Annotated in this window: 14 protein-coding genes; 11 read left to right on the forward strand and 3 right to left on the reverse strand. The window is 66.5% G+C overall.

The annotated features are described in order from the left end of the window. Positions 1–249 precede the first annotated feature (249 nt). Together G015_RS0109125 and queF are read right to left on the reverse strand one after the other, a co-directional pair. The gene (locus G015_RS0109125; protein ID WP_020146528.1) at positions 250–1548 is read right to left on the reverse strand and encodes an FGGY-family carbohydrate kinase; all 1299 of its coding nucleotides are present in this window, start codon (positions 1546–1548) and stop codon (positions 250–252) included. Between the two features lie 9 nt (positions 1549–1557). Further along, entirely contained in the window at positions 1558–1980 is a 423-nt protein-coding gene (queF, locus tag G015_RS0109130; protein WP_018174047.1) for a preQ(1) synthase, read from the reverse strand. A 114-nt stretch (positions 1981–2094) separates the two neighbouring features. Between queF and smc the strand changes: the two genes are divergently transcribed. The 7 genes from smc to G015_RS0109165 all read left to right on the forward strand — a co-directional run bounded on the left by smc (position 2095) and on the right by G015_RS0109165 (position 13728). After that, a complete protein-coding gene (gene smc, locus G015_RS0109135; RefSeq protein ID WP_020146529.1) occupies positions 2095–5589 on the forward strand; it encodes a chromosome segregation protein SMC in 3495 nt (1164 codons plus the stop codon). Positions 5590–5655: 66 nt separating this feature from the next. After that, complete coding sequence (locus tag G015_RS0109140; protein ID WP_020146530.1) at positions 5656–6849, forward strand: cell division protein ZipA C-terminal FtsZ-binding domain-containing protein; 1194 nt, start codon at positions 5656–5658, stop codon at positions 6847–6849. Beyond that, complete coding sequence (gene ligA / locus G015_RS0109145) at positions 6846–8930, forward strand: NAD-dependent DNA ligase LigA (RefSeq protein WP_020146531.1); 2085 nt, start codon at positions 6846–6848, stop codon at positions 8928–8930. The genes G015_RS0109140 and ligA overlap by 4 nt, the downstream gene beginning before the upstream one ends. 197 nt (positions 8931–9127) lie before the next feature. Further along, the gene (locus G015_RS0109150; RefSeq protein ID WP_018994132.1) at positions 9128–9580 is read left to right on the forward strand and encodes a transposase; all 453 of its coding nucleotides are present in this window, start codon (positions 9128–9130) and stop codon (positions 9578–9580) included. Positions 9581–9888: 308 nt separating this feature from the next. Next, a complete protein-coding gene (locus tag G015_RS0109155; protein ID WP_020146532.1) occupies positions 9889–11805 on the forward strand; it encodes a nucleoside-diphosphate sugar epimerase/dehydratase in 1917 nt (638 codons plus the stop codon). Between the two features lie 117 nt (positions 11806–11922). Continuing rightward, a complete protein-coding gene (locus G015_RS0109160; protein ID WP_018994130.1) occupies positions 11923–12255 on the forward strand; it encodes a MarR family EPS-associated transcriptional regulator in 333 nt (110 codons plus the stop codon). Between the two features lie 306 nt (positions 12256–12561). Further along, positions 12562–13728, forward strand: coding sequence for a nucleotide sugar dehydrogenase (locus tag G015_RS0109165; protein WP_020146533.1), 1167 nt, complete (start codon positions 12562–12564; stop codon positions 13726–13728). Between the two features lie 327 nt (positions 13729–14055). On the opposite strand, the gene G015_RS0109170 is transcribed toward G015_RS0109165, so the two are convergent. Then, on the reverse strand, positions 14056–15153 hold the full coding sequence (locus G015_RS0109170) for a Wzz/FepE/Etk N-terminal domain-containing protein (protein ID WP_020146534.1): 1098 nt from the start codon (positions 15151–15153) through the stop codon (positions 14056–14058). A 378-nt stretch (positions 15154–15531) separates the two neighbouring features. Here G015_RS0109170 and G015_RS0109175 point away from each other — a divergent pair, with 378 nt between their 5' ends. The 4 genes from G015_RS0109175 to G015_RS0109190 all read left to right on the forward strand — a co-directional run bounded on the left by G015_RS0109175 (position 15532) and on the right by G015_RS0109190 (position 18381). Next, entirely contained in the window at positions 15532–15807 is a 276-nt protein-coding gene (locus G015_RS0109175) for a type II toxin-antitoxin system Phd/YefM family antitoxin (RefSeq protein WP_020146535.1), read from the forward strand. After that, positions 15807–16220, forward strand: coding sequence for a PIN domain-containing protein (locus G015_RS0109180; RefSeq protein ID WP_020146536.1), 414 nt, complete (start codon positions 15807–15809; stop codon positions 16218–16220). The genes G015_RS0109175 and G015_RS0109180 overlap by 1 nt, the downstream gene beginning before the upstream one ends. A 133-nt stretch (positions 16221–16353) precedes the next feature. Then, positions 16354–18069 (forward strand): bifunctional sulfate adenylyltransferase/adenylylsulfate kinase, encoded by a 1716-nt coding sequence (locus G015_RS0109185; protein ID WP_020146537.1) that lies wholly within the window; start codon positions 16354–16356, stop codon positions 18067–18069. A 57-nt stretch (positions 18070–18126) separates the two neighbouring features. Further along, the gene (locus G015_RS0109190) at positions 18127–18381 is read left to right on the forward strand and encodes a DUF4258 domain-containing protein (protein ID WP_020146538.1); all 255 of its coding nucleotides are present in this window, start codon (positions 18127–18129) and stop codon (positions 18379–18381) included. Positions 18382–18383 lie beyond the last annotated feature (2 nt).

Genomic DNA, 18383 nt, shown 5'->3' on the forward strand with positions numbered 1-18383 from the left:
AGTCGTATCGCGCAGTGGGCTGCGCTCCTACAGGGGGTGTCTTGCGTAGGAGGCCAGCCCTCTGGCCGATGGGGCGTGTCTGGAGTCGTATCGCGCAGTGGGCTGCGCTCCTACAGGGGTGTATCTTGCTTAGGAGGCCAGCCCTCTGGCCGATGGGGCGTGTCCGGCGTCGCATCGCGCAGGGGGCTGCGCTCCTACAGGGGTGTGTCATGCGTAGGAGGCCAGCCCTCTGGCCGATCGCCGTTGGCTTCAGCGAGAAGGCGAGAAGGCCTCCAGTCCCATGCCGATGCGCGCCAGCCGTGCGGCGCCGTGTGCGGCGTCGTCGTTGTCCGCGCCCGTCACCGGGATCTCCAGGATGCGCTCGCGGATGCGCGTCCACGTGGGGTTCGCGGCACCGCCACCGAGCGTGATCACGCGCTCCACGCGCGGTGCCCCAAGCTCCGTCAGGCGCCGGTAGCCATCACGCTCGATGCGCGCGATGCCTTCGAACAGTCCTTGGAGAAAGCGCGCGTCGTCATCCGGGCGCGGCGTCAGGCGTGGCTCCAGTTCCGGATCGCTGACCGGAAAGCGCTCGCCCCGTCGGGGCAGGGGCAGGTAATCGAGGCCCGTGTCCGTATCCGGGGCCATCTGCTCGCTCAGCCGCTTCAGCGTGGTGTCGTCGAAGTGCTGGCGCAGTACCGCGCCGCCGCTGTTGGAGGCGCCGCCGACCAGCCACTGGCCGAACAGGTGATGGCTGTAGATCCCCAGCTCGGGCGCAAACACGGGCTCCGACGAGAGCTGCTTGATCACCATGGTCGAACCCAGGCTGGTGACCCCGGTGCGGTCGTCTTCAACCCCGGAGGCGAGAAAGCCGGCGATACTGTCGGTGGTCCCGGCGATCACCCGCGAGGCGGGGTTCAGCCCCAGGTGCTGTGCCATCTCCGGGGCAATCGGCCCCAGGTTGGTTCCCGCCGGCACGACCTCGGGCAGCAGGTTGGCATCCGTGGTCAGGATGTCCTCCAGCCAGTCCGGCCAGCCCTGCCAGAGGGCGTCGTAGCCAAGCTTCAGCGCATTGTTCTCGTCCATCACGTCAAAGCGCCCGCGCAGCCGCCCGGCGATCCAGTCGGCCTGATGCAGCACGCGCCGCACCCCAGAGAGGCTCTCGTGGCGGCGCACCCACAGCAGCTTCGCGGCCGAGGAGCTGGGGCTGTGCACCGCCGACCCGCTGGGCGCGACCCCGGCGAGGATCGCGGTCATGTCGGTGGCGCGGGCGTCGTTGTACATCATGGCCGGCCGTACCGGCCGGCCATCGGCATCCAGGAACAACAGCGTGGCGGAGGTGCCGTCCACCGCGATCGCGACGGGTTCGCCCTTCAGGTGCTCGGCGGCCTCACGCAGCAGTTCGCGTACCAGGGTCCACCACTGGGCGGGGTCCTGTTCCGCGATGCCGTCTCCGTCCGTCTCCGACTCCGGCAGATCCCGCGCGGCCGAGTACACCCGCTCGCCGTCCGGATCCACCAGTGCCAGGCGGATGCCGGAGGTGCCCAGGTCAAGGCCGATCGCGTGCATTGGAGTCGGCTACAGGCCCGAATGCAGTGGGCTGCGCCCCGGCGGCGGGAGCGTGACCCGCTCCGGCGGGGTCCAGCCGGGCTGGCGGTGTTCGGCCACGACCGAGGTATAGATGCCGCCACGCACGTTGAAGTACGAGGTCAGGCGCATGAAACGTGGCTCGGTGGCCGCGACCAGATCCGCCAGGATCTGGTTGGTCACCGCCTCGTGGAAGGCGCCTTCATCACGGAACGACCACATGTAGTTCTTCAGCGACTTCAGTTCCACGCACTTGTGGTCGGCCACGTACTCCAGGTGCAGCTCCGCGAAGTCGGGCTGACCGGTGGCCGGGCACAGGCAGGTGAACTCCGGGATGCGGATATAGATCGCGAAGTCGTTCTCCGGCGCCGGGTTGTCGAAGGTCTCCAGGGTCTTGCTCGGCTGGCTGGGCATGTCGGTTTCTCGTTGCGGGTCCATTCATGTGGGAGCGTGCTTGCACGCGAACGTTACCGGCACAAGCGTGTACCATTCTACCCCCGAGTGTCCTGACCGCGGATTACGCCGAACGTGCGACTCGCCCGAATCAAGCTGGCCGGCTTCAAGTCCTTCGTCGACCCGACGACGCTGGTGCTGCCCGGAAACCGGGTGGGCATCGTCGGGCCGAACGGCTGTGGCAAGTCGAACACCATCGACGCCGTGCGCTGGGTGATGGGCGAGTCCTCGGCCAAGCACCTGCGCGGCGACTCCAGCGAGGACGTGATCTTCAACGGCTCCTCCAGCCGCAAGCCGGTCGGGCAGGCCTCGATCGAGCTGATCTTCGACAACTCCGACGGTCGCCTGGGCGGCGAGTACAGCGCCTACGGCGAGATCGCCGTGCGCCGCGCGCTGACGCGCGATGGCCAGTCCAAGTACTTCCTCAACGGCCAGCGCGCGCGCAAGCGCGACGTGGTGGACCTGTTCCTGGGCACTGGCCTCGGCCCGCGCAGCTACGCGATCATCGAGCAGGGCATGATCGCGCGCCTGATCGATGCCCGCCCCGAGGAACTGCGCGTCTATCTCGAGGAGGCCGCCGGCATCTCCAAGTACAAGGAGCGCCGGCGCGAGACCGAGAACCGCGTGCGCCACACCCGCGAGAACCTGGAGCGCCTGGACGACGTGCGCGACGAGGTCGCCAAGCAGGCCGAACGCCTCAATCGCCAGGCCGCCACCGCCGAGAAGTATCAGACCCTCGCCGCCGAGCGGCGCCAGAAACGCGCCGAGGCGATCCTGCTGCGTCTGCGTGCGCAGGAACAGGAACTGGAAGGGAGCCGACAGCGCCTGCAGGCGGCCGAGACCGAACTGGCGGGCACCCAGGCGGAGGCGCAAAAGGTGCGCACCGAGACCGAACAGCAGCGCCAGACGCGCGTGGACCTGGAGGCGGCCACTACCGAGGCGCAGTCCGCCTACTACGACCGCGCCGCCGAGGTCTCGCGCCTGGAGCAGTCGATCCGCCATGCGGAGGACGAACTGGCCCGCGAGCGCGCGGAACTGCGGCAGCTGGAAGAGCGCCTGCAGACGGCCGGCGAGGCGTTCGCGGCGCTGGAACAGCGCATTGCCCAGGCCGAACGCGAACGCGACCAGCGCCAGCAGGAGGCGGAGGCCGCCGAGGCCGAGCGCGAACGCCTGGAGGCCGCAGCGGAGCAGGCCGAAAACGAGTTTCAGGCCGCTCGCGAGGCCCAGTCCGAGTGGGAACGCGCCCTGGCCGAGCCGCGCCAGAATGCGCAGCTCGCGCGTTCGCGCATGGATCACGCCGAACACCAGCTCGCGCGGCTGGAGCAGCGCCGCGAACGCCTCGACGCCGAGCGCGCGGCCCTGCCGCAGACCCATCCGGGCGAGGAGGCCGAACGGATGCAGGGCGAACGCGATGCCCTGGCCGAGCGCCTGGAGCAGCTGCGCCAGCAGCACGAGCAGCAGCAGGAACAACTGAACCAGCTCACCGAGGCCCGCCGCGAGGCCCGCGACGCCCTGCACCAGGCCGAGCGCGAGGCGCGCGAGGTCGCGGGGCGTCTGGCGGGGCTGGAACACTTCGCCGGCGAGGACGACCCGGCGCAGACACGCGAGCGCCGTGAGGCCTGGGCACGCGAACAGGGGCTGGACCTCTCGCGGCCCCTGGTGCAGCAGCTGGAGGTCGACGACGGCTGGGATACGGCCGTGGAGCTGGTGCTGGGGGCCTGGCTGGAGGCCGCCGTGCTGGACGCGCCCGAGGCCACGCAGGACTGGCCGGATGCCGCGCTGCGCCTGGTGAGTACGCAGGCGGATGCCGCCGCGGCGACCTCGGACGACTCGCTCGCCGGCCGCGTGCGCGGCTCCGCGGCGGTGACGCAGTGGCTGTCACGCATCCACTGCGCGCAGGATCTCGGCGAGGCCCGGGGCCGCGTTGCGAACCTCGCACCGGACGAGAGCGTGATCACGCCCGATGGCACCTGGATGGGGCCGGGGTGGGTCGCGCATCGCACCCTGGAAGGTGGGGCCTCCGGCGCGGTCGCGCGGGTGCGCCTGGCGCGCGAGCTGCGCGAGCAGGAAGAGCAGCTGCAGGGGCAGGTCGAGCAGCACCAGGCGACCCTGGCGGAACGGGGCGAGGCCATCGATGCCGCGCAGGCCGAGCGCGACCGGCTGGATGCCCAGCTGCGCGAACAGCAGGGCGAGATCGACGAACGCGACCGGCGCATCCAGCGCCTGCGCGATCAGGCCCGGCAGCTGGAACAGCAGCAGGCGCGGATCGACCGCGAGGCGGGCGAACTGGAAGAAGAAACAGCTCGCGCCCGGGAGCAATTGGAGACCGCGCAGCAGGAACGCAACCAGGCCCTCGCCACGCTGGAAACACTGGAGGCCGACCGCGGCACACTGGAGAGTCGACTGGAGGCCGCGCGCGACGCCCACAGTCAGGCCCGCGATGCGGTCCGCGAGGCGCGCGATGTTGCCGGGCGTTCACGCATGGCGGAGCAGGAGGCGCGCCACCGGCTGGAGCGCGAGCAAAGCGAACGCGAGCGCCTGGAACGCCAGCGCGCGGAGGATCGCGAGCGCCTGGAAAAGCTGCAGCAGGGCCTGGCCGGGCGCGAGGGGCCGCTGGAGCAGTGGCGTGGGGATCTGCAGGCCGCCGCGGAGCAGCGCCAGCAGGCGGAAGAACGCCTGACCCGGGCGCGCGCGGATCTCGAGGCCTGCGATGCGCGGCTGCGGGAACTGGCCACGCAGGCCAGCGAACTGGACAGCCGGGTCGAGGCGCAGCGCTCCACCTGCGAGGAGCTGCGCCTGGATCAGCGCGAGCGCTCGGTGCAGATCGAACAGCTGAAGAGCCAGTTCCAGGAGTCGGGATTCGAGGCCGGCCCGCTGGCGGAGGGGCTCGCGGGGGATGCGACGGTACCGGCCTGGGAGCAGGCGATCGCGGAACTCGACCGCAAGATCGACCGCCTGGGGCCGATCAACCTGGCGGCGATCGACGAGGCGCGCAGCCTGGAGGAGCGTTCACGCTACCTCGAGGAGCAGCATGCCGATCTGATCGAGGCGCTGGAGACGCTGGAGGCGGCGATGCACCGCATCGACCGCGAGACGCGTCAGCTGTTCAAGCAGACCTTCGACCAGGTGAACGCCGGGCTGGGGCAGAAGTTCCAGCGCCTGTTCGGCGGCGGCGAGGCGCGCCTGGAGATGACCGGTGACGACCTGCTGGATACCGGCGTGAACATCATGGCCCGCCCGCCGGGCAAGCGCCTGTCCACCATCCATCTAATGTCCGGAGGCGAGAAGGCGCTCACAGCATCGGCGCTCGTGTTCGCTATCTTTGAGTTGAATCCGGCACCCTTCTGCATGCTGGACGAGGTGGATGCGCCGCTCGACGAGGCCAACGTCGGGCGTTTCTGCGAGCTGCTGGAGGACATGTCCGAGCAGATCCAGTTTATTTTTATCACCCATAACAAGGCCACGATGGCGATGGCGGAACAGCTGATCGGCGTTACCATGCACGAACCGGGCGTCTCGCGCCTGGTGAGCGTGGATATCGACGAGGCCGTCGAACTGGCCGAGGCCTGATCCCTGCGATCCCACGGGTTGGGGCGCGGTCGTACAACCGGAAAGACGAGGTATTGAGTGGATTGGATGCGCATCAGTCTGGTGATCCTGGGGATCGTGCTGGTCGCCGGTATCTGGATGGCCCATCGCCTGCGCACGCGCGATCGCGCGCAGGATCTGGATGATGACGCCACCGACTGGAGTGACGACGCGGTGCACATTCGCGCCCAGGACGACCCCGCGCCGCGCAGACGCGAGGGCGATTCCGACAGCCTTGGGGCCGAGGCGGGCTGGGCCGATCCCCTGGAGACCTCGCGCGAGTACACGCGGGACGCCGATACTGCCGATCCCGATGAAGACTTCGACGACGTGCGCATTCCCCAGCACGACCGCGCGGAGCCGCACCTGGGCGTGACCTCGGCGGACGACGGCGAGCCCCTGGCGCCGGGTGAGCGCCATGCCGACCGAGCGCAGGATATCTACGGCGTCCTGGACAACGACGAAGAGCCGGTTCCGCCGCCGCCCCATGGCGCCTTCGAGCCGGACCCGGAGGATGCGCCGCGACGCCGAGCCAGGTCGAGCGCCGCGGAAACCGCGAAGGGCGTGATGGACCAGTTGAGTGGCCGTATGCGCTCCGGGATCGCCGCGCTGCGCGGGACGCGCCTGCGCCGCCCGCGTGCGGAAGAGACGCTCGGCGAACAACTGCACCCGGATCACGAGGTCGACCCCGAGCTGATCGAGGAGCCGGCGCCCGACATGGAGACCCTGGGCGAGTTTGTGTCCGAACCGCGTGTGGTGGGGCGCAACCCGCTGCGCGGTGGCCCGGGGTCGGACGAAAAGATCCTGCTGCTGCATGTGGTCGCGCCGCGCAACCGGCCGTTTACCGGCGTCGCCCTGGGGGCTGCGCTGCAGCGCGCGGGCCTCAAGCCGGGCGCGATGGACATCTACCACTACCACGATGCCGAGATCGACGGCCGCCAGGCCCTGTTCTCCGCCGCGAACATGGTGCCGCCGGGCACGCTGCGCGAACAGGATCTGACGGACACGATGACCCCTGGCATCACGTTGTTCGTGCAGGTGCACAACAGCGCCGATCCGCAACGCGCGTTCGAGGCACTGCTGGAGAATGCGCACGGCCTGGCGCGGGATCTCGGCGGTTCCATCCTTGATGCCCAGCAGTCCACTGCCACCAACCAGACGCTCGCCTACATGCGCGAGGATCTGAACGAGTGGCTGATGCGCCACCGTCCGGACCTGCTGCGGCGGCGGAGGGCGCGGTGAGTTCGCCCTCCGCGTCCCGCGAGGGCGCGGCGGGGGAGGCGGGCGCACGGATCGAGCAGCTGCGGCGCCAGATCGAGCACCACAACTACCGCTACTACGTTCTCGACGACCCGGAGGTCTCCGACGCCGAGTTCGACACGCTGATGCGCGAACTCGAACAGCTCGAGGCCGAACACCCTGAACTCGTCTCCCCGGATTCGCCCACCCAGCGTGTCGGCGGTGCCCCCGCCGCCGGTTTCGACACGGTGCGGCATCGGCTGCCGATGCTGTCCCTGGCCAACGGCTTCGAACCCGACGAGATCCGCGACTTCGACCGCCGCGTGCGTGAGCGCCTGACCAAACAGACTGGCGAGCCCGACCGCGTTGAGCAGGCGGTCGCCTACATGGCCGAGCCCAAGCTGGACGGCCTGGCGATCAGCCTGATCTACGAGAACGGCCGCCTGGTGCAAGCCGCGACGCGCGGCGACGGCGAGACCGGCGAGGACGTGACCGGCAATGTCCGCACCGTACGCCCGATCCCCCTGCACCTGGGGGACCGCTATACCGACGATGCGCCGGCCGTGCTGGAGGTGCGCGGCGAGGTGTTCATGCGCCGCTCGGATTTCGAGCGCCTGAACCAGGGGCTGGAGGCCGATGGCCAGCGCGGCTTCATGAACCCGCGCAATGCCGCCGCCGGCAGCCTGCGCCAGCTGGACCCGAAGGTGACGGCGCGGCGCCCCTTGAGCTTTTTTGCCTACTCCGTCGGGCATGTCGAGGGCGGCAAGCTGCCGGACACCCAGTCCGGCACGCTGGACTGGCTGCACCAGCTGGGCTTTCCGGTCTGCCCCGAGCGCGCGGTGCTGGAAGGGGTGGAGGGTTGTCTCGCCTACTACGAGCGCCTGGCCGAGCGTCGTCGCGAGCTGGACTACGAGATCGACGGCATCGTCTACAAGGTCGACTCGCTGGAGGACCAGCAGCACCTGGGCTTCGTCTCGCGCGCGCCGCGCTGGGCCATTGCCCACAAGTTCCCGGCCGAGGAGCAGACGACGAACCTGCGCGCCGTCGACTTCCGCGTGGGCCGCACCGGGGCGCTGACCCCGGTCGCGCGGCTGGAGCCGGTACTGGTCGGCGGGGTCATGGTCAGCAATGCCACGCTGCACAACATGGACGAGATCGCGCGCAAGGACATCCGTATCGGCGACCGCGTAATCGTGCGCCGCGCGGGCGACGTAATTCCTGAAGTGGTCGGCCGCGCCGGCGGCGAGCGCCCGCAGGACACCCGCGCGATCGAGATGCCGGCCCGCTGCCCGGAGTGCGATTCGCACATCGAACGCCCGGAGGGCGAGGCCGTCGCGCGCTGCACCGGTGGGCTTGTCTGCCCCGCGCAGCGCCGCGAGGCGCTGAAGCACTTCGTCTCGCGCCGGGCGATGGACATCGAGGGCTTCGGCGAGAAACTGATCGAGCAGCTCGCCGATGGCGGTATCGTGCAAAGCCCGGCCGACCTGTTCGCGCTGGACGCCGAGCGCCTGGAGGCCCTGGAGCGGGTCGGCCCCAAGCTTGCCGAGAACCTCGTCAACGCCCTGGAACAGGCGCGCGAGACGACGCTGGCGCGGTTCATCTTTGCTCTCGGCATCCGCGAGGTGGGCGAGGTCACCGCCCGCAACCTGGCCACGCACTACGGCGACCTGGACGCGCTGATGCAGGCCGACGCCGAGGCGCTGCAGGAGGTCCCGGACGTCGGCCCCATCGTGGCCGAACACATCGCCAACTTCTTTGCCGAACCCCACAACCGCGACGTGATCCAGGCGCTGCGCGACGCCGGCGTCCACTGGCCCGATCCGCCCCGGCCGCAAGCGGCAGAGTCGAGCGACGCGGCCCCGCTGGCCGGCAACACCTACGTCCTGACCGGCAGCTTCGACACCATGACCCGCGAAGAAGCCAAGGCCGCCCTCGAGGCCCGCGGCGCCAAAGTCACCGGCTCCGTCTCCAAAAAGACCACCGCCGTCATCGCCGGCGCCGACCCCGGCTCCAAGGTCACCAAAGCCGAATCCCTCGACATCCCCATCCTCGGCCCCGACGACCTCGCCCAGCTCCTCTCCTGACAAGACCTCCCGTGGGATCGGGTTGGAGGAAGTGGCTTGGTGGGATTGGTCTTGTGGGGCTGGTTTTGTGGGAGCGGGCTTGCCCGCGAAGCCCCTGCCCCGGGTCGGCTCTGGCAGGGGCTTCGCGGCCAAGGCCGCTCCCACACAAGTTTCGGGCAGTGGAAAGGGTATAGCTGTAACAATCACGGGAGGTTCGAATGCCACGGAAGGCACGATCCCACCGGCTGCGGTTTGGGCGGGTCAGCGAGCACGGAAGGGTTTACCTGGTCACGGCGGTTTGCGCCGACCGGGAGGCCTGGTTTTCGCGGTTTGAGCATGGGCGCTGTTGCGTCCATGCGATGCGTGAGCTGGAAGGCGAAGCAAATACGCTCTGCTTCGTGGTCATGCCGGACCATATGCACTGGCTGATGCAACTCGAAGCTGGAGATCTCTCCCGCGTTGTGCAGAAGGTGAAGGGTTCCACGACTCGCCGAATCGGGGAGTTGCGTGGCCGGCCGTGCCGGGTTTGGCAGCCGGGTTTCCATGACCGCGCTTTGCGCCGGGAGGAGGACCTCCAGGCCGTGGCTCGTTATGTGGTGGCCAATCCTCTGCGGGCGGGGCTCGTGAGCAACCTGCGCCACTATCCGCTGTGGGATGCGATTTGGTTGTAGGGTTCCGGCTCCAAAAGGGCTTCGCGGCCAAGGCCGCTCCCACAGCTCGGCCCATCCTGGGCGGCTCGAGTGGGTGTGGGAGCGGGCTTGCCCGCGAAGCCCTGCCAGCGCGAACAATGGCAACACACAGCTCCAAGAGATCAGCCCATCGCCAGAAGTGCATTTTCATCAGGGGTTGCTTATGCTTCGTGCGCCGCGATGGGGTGCGGCGGGCGCCAGGGACCGGCACTTGATGTAGTGTGGTCGGGCTGAGTTTTGTATATAGGGTTTTAGGTCAGGATCAGGATGCCGGACGCGCACAACACACCATGCTGAATCGTGGGCTGGAACGTCTGCTGAGACTGCCGCGCGGCAAGAAGCGCTGGCTGATGATCGCCGCGGATGTGGTCATGCTGCCGCTCGCCCTGTGGTCCGGATTCATGATTCGCCTGGCGGAACCCTTCCCGCCGATCATGCAGCAGACCTGGTGGCTGTTCCCATTGATCGTCATCGTGGGAATCCCGCTGTTTACCCGTCTGGGTCTGTACCGCGCGGTGGTGCGGTTTATGGGCTCGCGCGCCATCTGGGCGGTCAGCTCCGGGGTGGTGATCCTGGCGATGCTGATCTGGGCAGCCGTGGCGGTCGTCCAGCTGGAGGGTTTTCCTCGATCGGTTCCGATCAATTTCGCCATCGTGGCGTTTCTCTATGTGGCTGGTAGCCGCTTCCTGGTTCGGGCCTGGTATCGCTCGGTTGTGGATGCCGTGTCGGGCGCAGAACCCGTGGTCGTCTATGGCGCGGGCGAGACGGGGGTCCAGCTCCTCTCCGCGCTTAAGGCCGGTGGTCGTTTCCGCATCGTCGCGTTCGTGGACGAAGACCGGGCCCTGCAGGGGAGTTCGATCGACGGTGTGCCGGTTCATTCTCCGGATTACCTGCCGAAGCTGGTGAATCGATTCGGTGTGGGGCGTCTGCTGCTGGCGCTCCCCTCGGCTAGCCGCAATAAACGCCGACACATCCTGGAGCAGCTTGAGCATCTGCCGCTCTATGTCCAGTCCGTGCCGTCGATGGAGGCGGTCGTCTCTGGGCAGGCCAGCCTGGAACAGCTGGAAGACATCGATGTGGCGGACCTTCTCGGGCGTGATCCGGTCCCGCCGGAGCCCGAGTTGCTGCAGCGCAGCATTCGCGGTCGCGTGGTTATGGTTACGGGGGCCGGCGGCTCCATCGGCTCCGAATTGTGCCGGCGTATTGTGCTGGAGGAGCCCGCCGCGCTGATACTCTACGAGCGCAACGAGTTCGCCCTCTACAGCATCGAGCGCGAGTTGCAGGAGCGATCGGTGCCAACCGGCCGGATGCCGGTGATTCACGCAGTTCTTGGGTCTGTTGCCAATCCGCGCCGGGTGGCGGCGGTGTTGCAGGAGTTTGGCGTACAGACGCTTTATCACGCTGCCGCCTACAAGCACGTGCCGATCGTGGAAGCCAATCTGATCGAAGGCGTGCGGAACAACGTATTCGGTACGGCCATTCTCGCGGATGCCGCCCTCAAGGCCGGGGTCGAGCGCTTCATCCTGATCTCCACCGACAAGGCCGTCAGGCCTACGAACGTAATGGGCGCGACCAAGCGCATGGCCGAGATGGTCCTGCAGGACCGCGCCCGCGAGAAGCGCGGGACCATCTTCAGCATGGTGCGCTTTGGTAACGTCCTGGGCTCCTCCGGCTCGGTGGTGCCGCTGTTCCACCAGCAGATTCGCGATGGTGGGCCGGTCACCGTTACCCATCCCGAGATCACGCGCTACTTCATGTCCATCCCGGAGGCAGCCGAGCTTGTGATTCAGGCCGGGGCGATGGCCGAAGGCGGTGAGGTCTACGTGCTGGACATGGGCGAGCCCGTGCGCATCGTCGACCTCGCGCGCCGAATGATCCGGCTGCACGGGCGCCAGGTGAAGGAAGACGGCTACCCCGAAGACGGCATCGAGATCGTCTTCACCGGATTGCGTCCGGGCGAGAAGCTCTACGAGGAACTGCTGATCGGGGATAACGTGGAAGCCACGGTGCATCCTCGAATCATGCGTGCCCGTGAGGACTGCGTGGCTCCCGAGGATGTGCGTGCTGCGCTCGTACAGCTCGATCGCGCGGACCGCGAAATGGAAGTGGACCTGGCCTGCCGCGCACTGCGCAGTGTCGTACATGAGTACGCGCCGGCGGATCACGCCCCGCAGACGTACGGCCAAGTGGCGTCATCATCGGAATGACCGTATTACTCCGTGGCATGGAGGCTTGCAGCAGACAGGGTCCCGTGCTGCAATCGCCGTTCATTGAATGAACAGCCAGAGCCAAGCGGCCTTTCGCGCTGCTGAAACCGCGACTCCATGCCTTCCGACGAACTCCAATTCAAACTCCTGCGTTTGCTGGAGGAAGACCCCACGCGCTCGCAGCGCGCGCTGGCGCGCGAGCTGGGGGTCTCCATCGGCGGTACGAACCATGCCCTGCGGGCATTGCTCGCGCGTGGCTGGGTCAAGGCGCAGAATTTCACGCGCAGCGGCAACAAGCGCGGATATCTCTACAAGCTCACCCCGAGCGGCGTGAGTGAGAAGGCGCGACTGGCGTACTACTTCCTGCAGCGCAAACGCGCGGAGCATGAGGCCTTGATGGCCGAGATCGAACAGCTGCGGGCCGAGGTGCGGCGCCAGGAACGTGACTGAAGCCACGATAGCCCTTTATGGAACGCGCACCGTGCACGACACGCCATCGCCAGGCGCCGGTATTCTGCGCGCGCTAACCCAGCGAGTCGGTTGGGGCGAAGCCCGGCCAGCCATCGGGCTGTCGCTGTAGGAGCGCAGCCCCCTGCGCGATGGGGTGTTGGAAAGGCCCCATCGGCCAGGGGCTGGCCTCCTACGGTTTCGGGGCCAGAGGGCGGACCCTCGCCGATACGGTACTGGACAGCCGCAAAAGGTGGCTAACCGCAACCAATGCGCACATCAAAAAACGGGAACGACAAGGAATTCGGGATGAAGATCGCAGTCGCCGGTACCGGCTATGTAGGCCTTTCCAACGCGGTGTTGTTGGCACAGCACCACGAGGTGGTGGCGCTGGACGTGGTGCCCGAGAAGGTCGAGCAGATCAACCGCAAGGAATCGCCGATCATCGACGCCGAGATCCAGGACTTCCTGCAGAACCGGCCGCTCAACCTGACCGCCACGCTTGACAAGCAGCAGGCCTACGAGGGGGCGGACTTCATCATCGTCGCCACGCCCACGGACTACGACCCGCAGACCAACTACTTCAACACCAACACGGTCGAATCCGTGATTCGCGACGTGCTGGCGATCAACCCGCACGCCACCATGGTGATCAAGTCCACCGTGCCGGTCGGCTACACGCGCGAGATCAAGGCGCAGATGGAGAGCGACAACATTCTCTTCTCGCCGGAGTTCCTGCGCGAAGGCCGGGCGCTGTACGACAACCTGCACCCGTCCCGCATCATCGTCGGGGAACAGTCCGAGCGCGCCGAGACCTTCGCCAACCTGCTGGCCGAGGGTGCGATCGACGACGACATCCCGATGCTGTTTACCAACTCCACCGAGGCCGAGGCGATCAAGCTGTTCGCCAACACCTATCTGGCCATGCGGGTGGCGTATTTCAACGAGCTGGACACCTACGCCGAGACCCATGGCCTGGACACTCGCCAGATCATCGACGGCGTATGCCTCGACCCGCGCATCGGCAGCCACTACAACAACCCATCCTTCGGCTATGGCGGCTACTGCCTGCCGAAGGACACCAAGCAGTTGCTGGCCAACTACGACGAGATCCCCAATAACATCATCGGCGCCATCGTGGATGCCAACCGCACGCGCAAGGATTTCGTGGCCGACGCTGTCATTCGGCGTAACCCCAGGGTTGTCGGGATCTACCGTCTGGTGATGAAGAGCGGCTCCGACAACTTCCGTGCCTCCGCCATCCAGGGCGTGATGAAGCGCATCAAGGCCAAGGGCATCGAGGTCGTCGTCTACGAGCCGGAACTTCCGGACGACGACTTCTACCGCTCTCGTGTGATCCGCGACCTCGACGAGTTCAAGCGCATCGCCGACGTCATCGTCGCCAACCGCATCACCGACGACATCCGCGACCAGACCGACAAAATCTACACCCGCGACCTCTTCAACAGCGACTAACCAGAACCCAGCCAACAACCTGTGGGAGCGAGCTTGCTCGCGAAGCCCCCGCCAAAGCTATCCCTTGGCACCCCTTCGCGTGCAAGCACGCTCCCACAAAACCGCGCCCGATTCACCCTCCAATGGATCCATCAATCCATCGGAGGCGTACCGCCATCTCGGCCGCCGCCCCCATACACCCCGTCATCCCGGCCGTAGCGCAGCGAAGAGCCGGGATCTCCGGTGATGCGGCGCCCCCAACATTAAAGACCCCGGATAACCGCTATGCGGTTTCCGGGGTGACAGGGGAGGGTGGTGCGGCTTGGGCCGAATAAGCGGTGCGAGCTTCTAACTGTTCTCCGCGGCCCGTACGTTCGCCAGGAACTCCCTGAAGAACGCCACAAACACACCCAACATGAGTCCCAGCACTACAGAAAGTGCAATGATCAGGCCGCGGCGGTCCTCAGCCGGGGAGGCCGACATCACGGCGATCTCGCCGATTTCCGGATTGGCGTGGCGCTCAATTACAGGTTCATGTTGCAGCCGCGCATACTCGAACCAGTCTCGATCCAGTGTGCGAGCGAAGGGCAGTTCCTGCAGCGCCATGGTCTTGCGCTCCGCCTCCTGTTGTAGTGCTTCCCGTGCGGCGGGAATGCTGACCTCAATCTCCTCTCGCAGGCGATGTGCCCGCTCCATCAGGCTTGAGCGGGTGGTCTGCTGCTCGACACGGGCGTTGGCCGACAAGTCACCACCGAGACCGGCCAGGTCGTCAAGAAGCAATTGCACTTCCGACAGTTGTTCGCCCAGCAACTCCTCGCGTGCCGCAAGGCGCTCCAGTTGGCGCTCCGCGGAGTCCAGCGCCAGGCCGAACTCCTGCTCCTTGTGATCAAGCGTTGCCTGACGGAACTGGTGCTGCCGTTGCAGTGCCATCCATTCGCCTTCGAGTGCCTGCCGTGTCACAGCAATACGTTCCGCGGCCCGTGCGTACAGGGCGTCCGTAACTCGGGCGTGCAATGCCTCCACCGACGAGGCTCGTTCTTTTGGAGCCAGCGTCGAGAGTTTCACCACGGGCATTTTGCCCAGTCGCTCCAGCGTGGCCGAAAGCCCGCGTACGTCGTGTTCGCCGACTAACTCTGCGATGGCCGTGCCAACCAACTGGAGTTCCGTCTCTTCGCGCAGGGTCGCCACGTCCACCAAGGGCTTACCCTCGAGATCCGATGGCAGGGTAATGTGTGTGTCGAACGCATAGCGCGGAGTCTGCATCAGTGCATACACCACGCCTGCCAGCAGTACGGCGAACGCAATCCCGAACAACCACCACTTGCGCTGCTCCAGCACCTTCCACAAGTCGACCAGGCTGATCTCGTCGTCGTAGGGACCAGAGAGTCTCTCGTCGCGTTCTCTGGGAGACGCGGATGGGCTGGATTTGTCGTCGTTCGGGGGCATCGGGTGGTCTCGAGTCATTGTTCAAGCGCACGCATTTTCCGGGTTTCGCCGAACAAAGGGAACCAGGAAGCGATGCGGCCGTTAGTTCCGTCGCAGAAGTCTGTCGGCCCCCGCGTTTGCCCATCCTGCGCGTGCGTGGTCAAATTCGCAGCCTCCCATGAGCATCCTGTTGGAGCCTGCTTGCAGGCGAACGCTCATGCCCGCGTCGGATCTTGGCAGGGGCTTCGCCGCCGAGGCGGCTCCTACAGGTGCCGGACGCGTCAGGAGCTTCTGCTCCGCTAACGCGCGTTGTATGGGCTTTCCGCGGCGTAATCGGCCAGAGGCCTGGCCTCCTGCCTGGGTACTATAATCGGTACCGAAAGAGGTACCGGAGGGTGTATGGAGAACGTGATTTCGGCGCAGGAGATCAAGCGGCGCGGCATTAGCGCAGTGGATCGGGCGCTAAAGAAGGGGCCGGTGCACGTGATCCAGCGCAATCGTCCGCGTTACGTGATCCTGAGCGAGGAGTCGTACCAGCGTTTGGCCGAGGGCGCCGAGGCCAGGGGACGGTTGTGGCACCGATTGCTGGAAGACGATGCATCGCCGGCCGCACCCCGAAGCCGGGCGGATCTGGACCGCGAACTGCAAGCGGAGCGCGAAGGCTGGTCCGATTGATGCTGGCGTTTCTGGATGCCAGTGCCATCATCTACCTCCTGGAGGGTGATACCCGTACCCGAGAGTCGGTCCGACAGGTGCTCAGAAATCTGGAGCAGAGCGACGGCCCTCCGGCGCTGGCGGTATCCGCCTTGAGTCGTCTGGAATGCCGCGTACGCCCGCTACGCGAATCGAACACCCGGGTTCTTGAACAGCTAGATGTGTTTTTCGGCGACCCGGGGTTGTCGGTCATCGCGCTGGATACGGCCGTTCTGGACGAGGCAACAAAACTGCGTGCGCACCATGGCCTGCGAACACCTGACGCTATCCAGGCCGCGTCCCTGCTCGCGGCCGACCCGGAAGGCGCATTCGTGACGGGCGATGGCGACTTTGAAAAGGTACCGGGCCTGCGCGTGCACCGCATTCCAGGGTGACCCGGAAACTCCCGCACGGCGTCATCTGGCCGGAACGGTAGGAGTGCAGCCCCTGCGCGATGGGGCGTATCCAGACCCCAATCGGCCAGAGGGCTGGCTTCTTACAGAATGCAATACGAGAACGGATGACGGAATGGAATTGATTACGCCGTATGGCGGCACGCTCTGCGAGCGGTATGTGGATGAGGCGACTGCGCGCGACCTGAAAGAAGCGGCGCGGGATATGCCCTCCTGGGACCTGACCTTGCGCCAGCAGTGTGATGCGGAGCTACTGCTGAATGGGGGCTTCTCCCCGCTGACGGGCTTCATGGGCCCGGCGGATTACGAAGGCGTGCTCGAGAACATGCGCCTGGCCGACGGCACGCTGTGGCCGATGCCGATCACGCTGGACGTGACCGAAGCCTTCGCCGCGCAGGTGGAGGAGGGCAGCCGCATCGCGTTGCGCGATGCCGAGGGGATGCTCATCGCGGTGATGGACGTGGAGCATCGCTGGACGCCCGATCGCACGCGCGAGGCGGAACAGGTGTTCGGCATCACCGATACCGCGCACCCGGGCGTCAACGAGCTGTTGCATCGCACGGGCCCCGTCTATCTGGGCGGCACGCTGCACGGCCTCGAGGCCCCGGTCCACCACGACTTTCGCAATTACCGCTACAGCCCGAGAGAGCTGCGCGAGTACTTCCAGAAGCTTGGCTGGAACCGCGTGGTCGCCTTCCAGACGCGCAACCCCATGCACCGCGCCCAGGTGGAGCTCACCCGCCGCGCCGTGCGCCAGACCGAGGCCAACCTGCTGATCCATCCGGTCGTGGGCGTGACCGCCCCGGGCGACGTGGATCATTACGCCCGCGTGCGCTGCTACGAGCATGTGCTGCGCCAGGCACCGGAGCAGACCACCCAGCTGAGCCTTCTGCCGCTGGCGATGCGCATGGCCGGCCCGCGCGAGGCCCTGTGGCACGCGATCATCCGCCGCAACTACGGCTGCACGCACCTGATTGTCGGCCGCGACCATGCCAGCCCCGACGCAGGCCCGGACGAACAGGCCTTCTACGGCCCCTATGAGGCACAGGAACTGATCCAGCGCCATGCCGCAGAGATCGGCATCGAGATGGTCCCGTTCCAGGCCATGACCTACGTGCAGGACCGGGCGGACTTTGTTCCAGCAGATGAAGTGCGCGAGGGCGAACACACCCTCAGCCTCCCCAGCTCGGAATTCCGCCGCCGCCTGCGCGAAGGCCTGGAGATCCCCGAGTGGTTCTCCTATCCAGAAGTGGTGCAGGAGCTCCGCCGCAGCTTCCCGCCGCGCGACCGCCAGGGTTTCACCGTGTTCTTTACCGGCCTGTCCGGTTCCGGCAAGTCCACCATGGCCAATGCCCTGCGGGTCAAGCTGATGGAGCTGGGCGGGCGCGCCGTCACGCTGCTGGATGGCGATATCGTGCGCAAGGAGCTCTCCAGCGAGCTCGGCTTCTCCAGGGAGCACCGCGACATCAACGTCCAGCGCATTGGCTATGTCGCCAGCGAGATCACCAAGAATGGCGGTTGCGCCATCTGCGCCCCCATCGCGCCGTACACCGACATGCGCCGCCGCGTGCGCGAACGCATCGAGCGGGTAGGGGGCTTTATCGAGGTCCACGTCGCCACACCGCTGGAAACCTGCGAGGCCCGCGACCGCAAGGGCCTCTACGCCAAGGCCCGCGCCGGCCTCATCAAGGAATTCACCGGCATCGACGACCCCTACCAGGAACCACAAAATCCCGAACTGCGCCTCGACACCCGCGAGATGACCCCGGACGAAGCCGCCCATCGCATCCTCCTCAAACTCGAAGCCATGGGCTTCATCCGCAACCCTTAACGCACAATCGGCCAGAGGCTAGCCTCCTCTACGGAAGATTTTATGGAACGCAATGGAATGCATTCCCAGAGATTTGAACGGCAGGTAGCGATCACTCGCCACGCACAAGAGCGCATGAAGCAGCGCGGTATCTCTGAACACGAACTGTTTGAATTGATTGAGCGCGGCGACTTGCGTTACAAGGACGAGATACGGCTTTGGGTGGCGAAACACTTCGAGGGGCGGTCCGATAATCTTATCTGTGCAGCCGTGATCCTTGAGGAGCAGTTGGTGGTCAAAACCGTTATGCACCACTTTGACTGGGGAGAGTGACA

The organism is Thioalkalivibrio sp. ALJ15, from assembly GCF_000383695.1.
Taxonomy (GTDB): Bacteria; Pseudomonadota; Gammaproteobacteria; order Ectothiorhodospirales; family Ectothiorhodospiraceae; genus Thioalkalivibrio.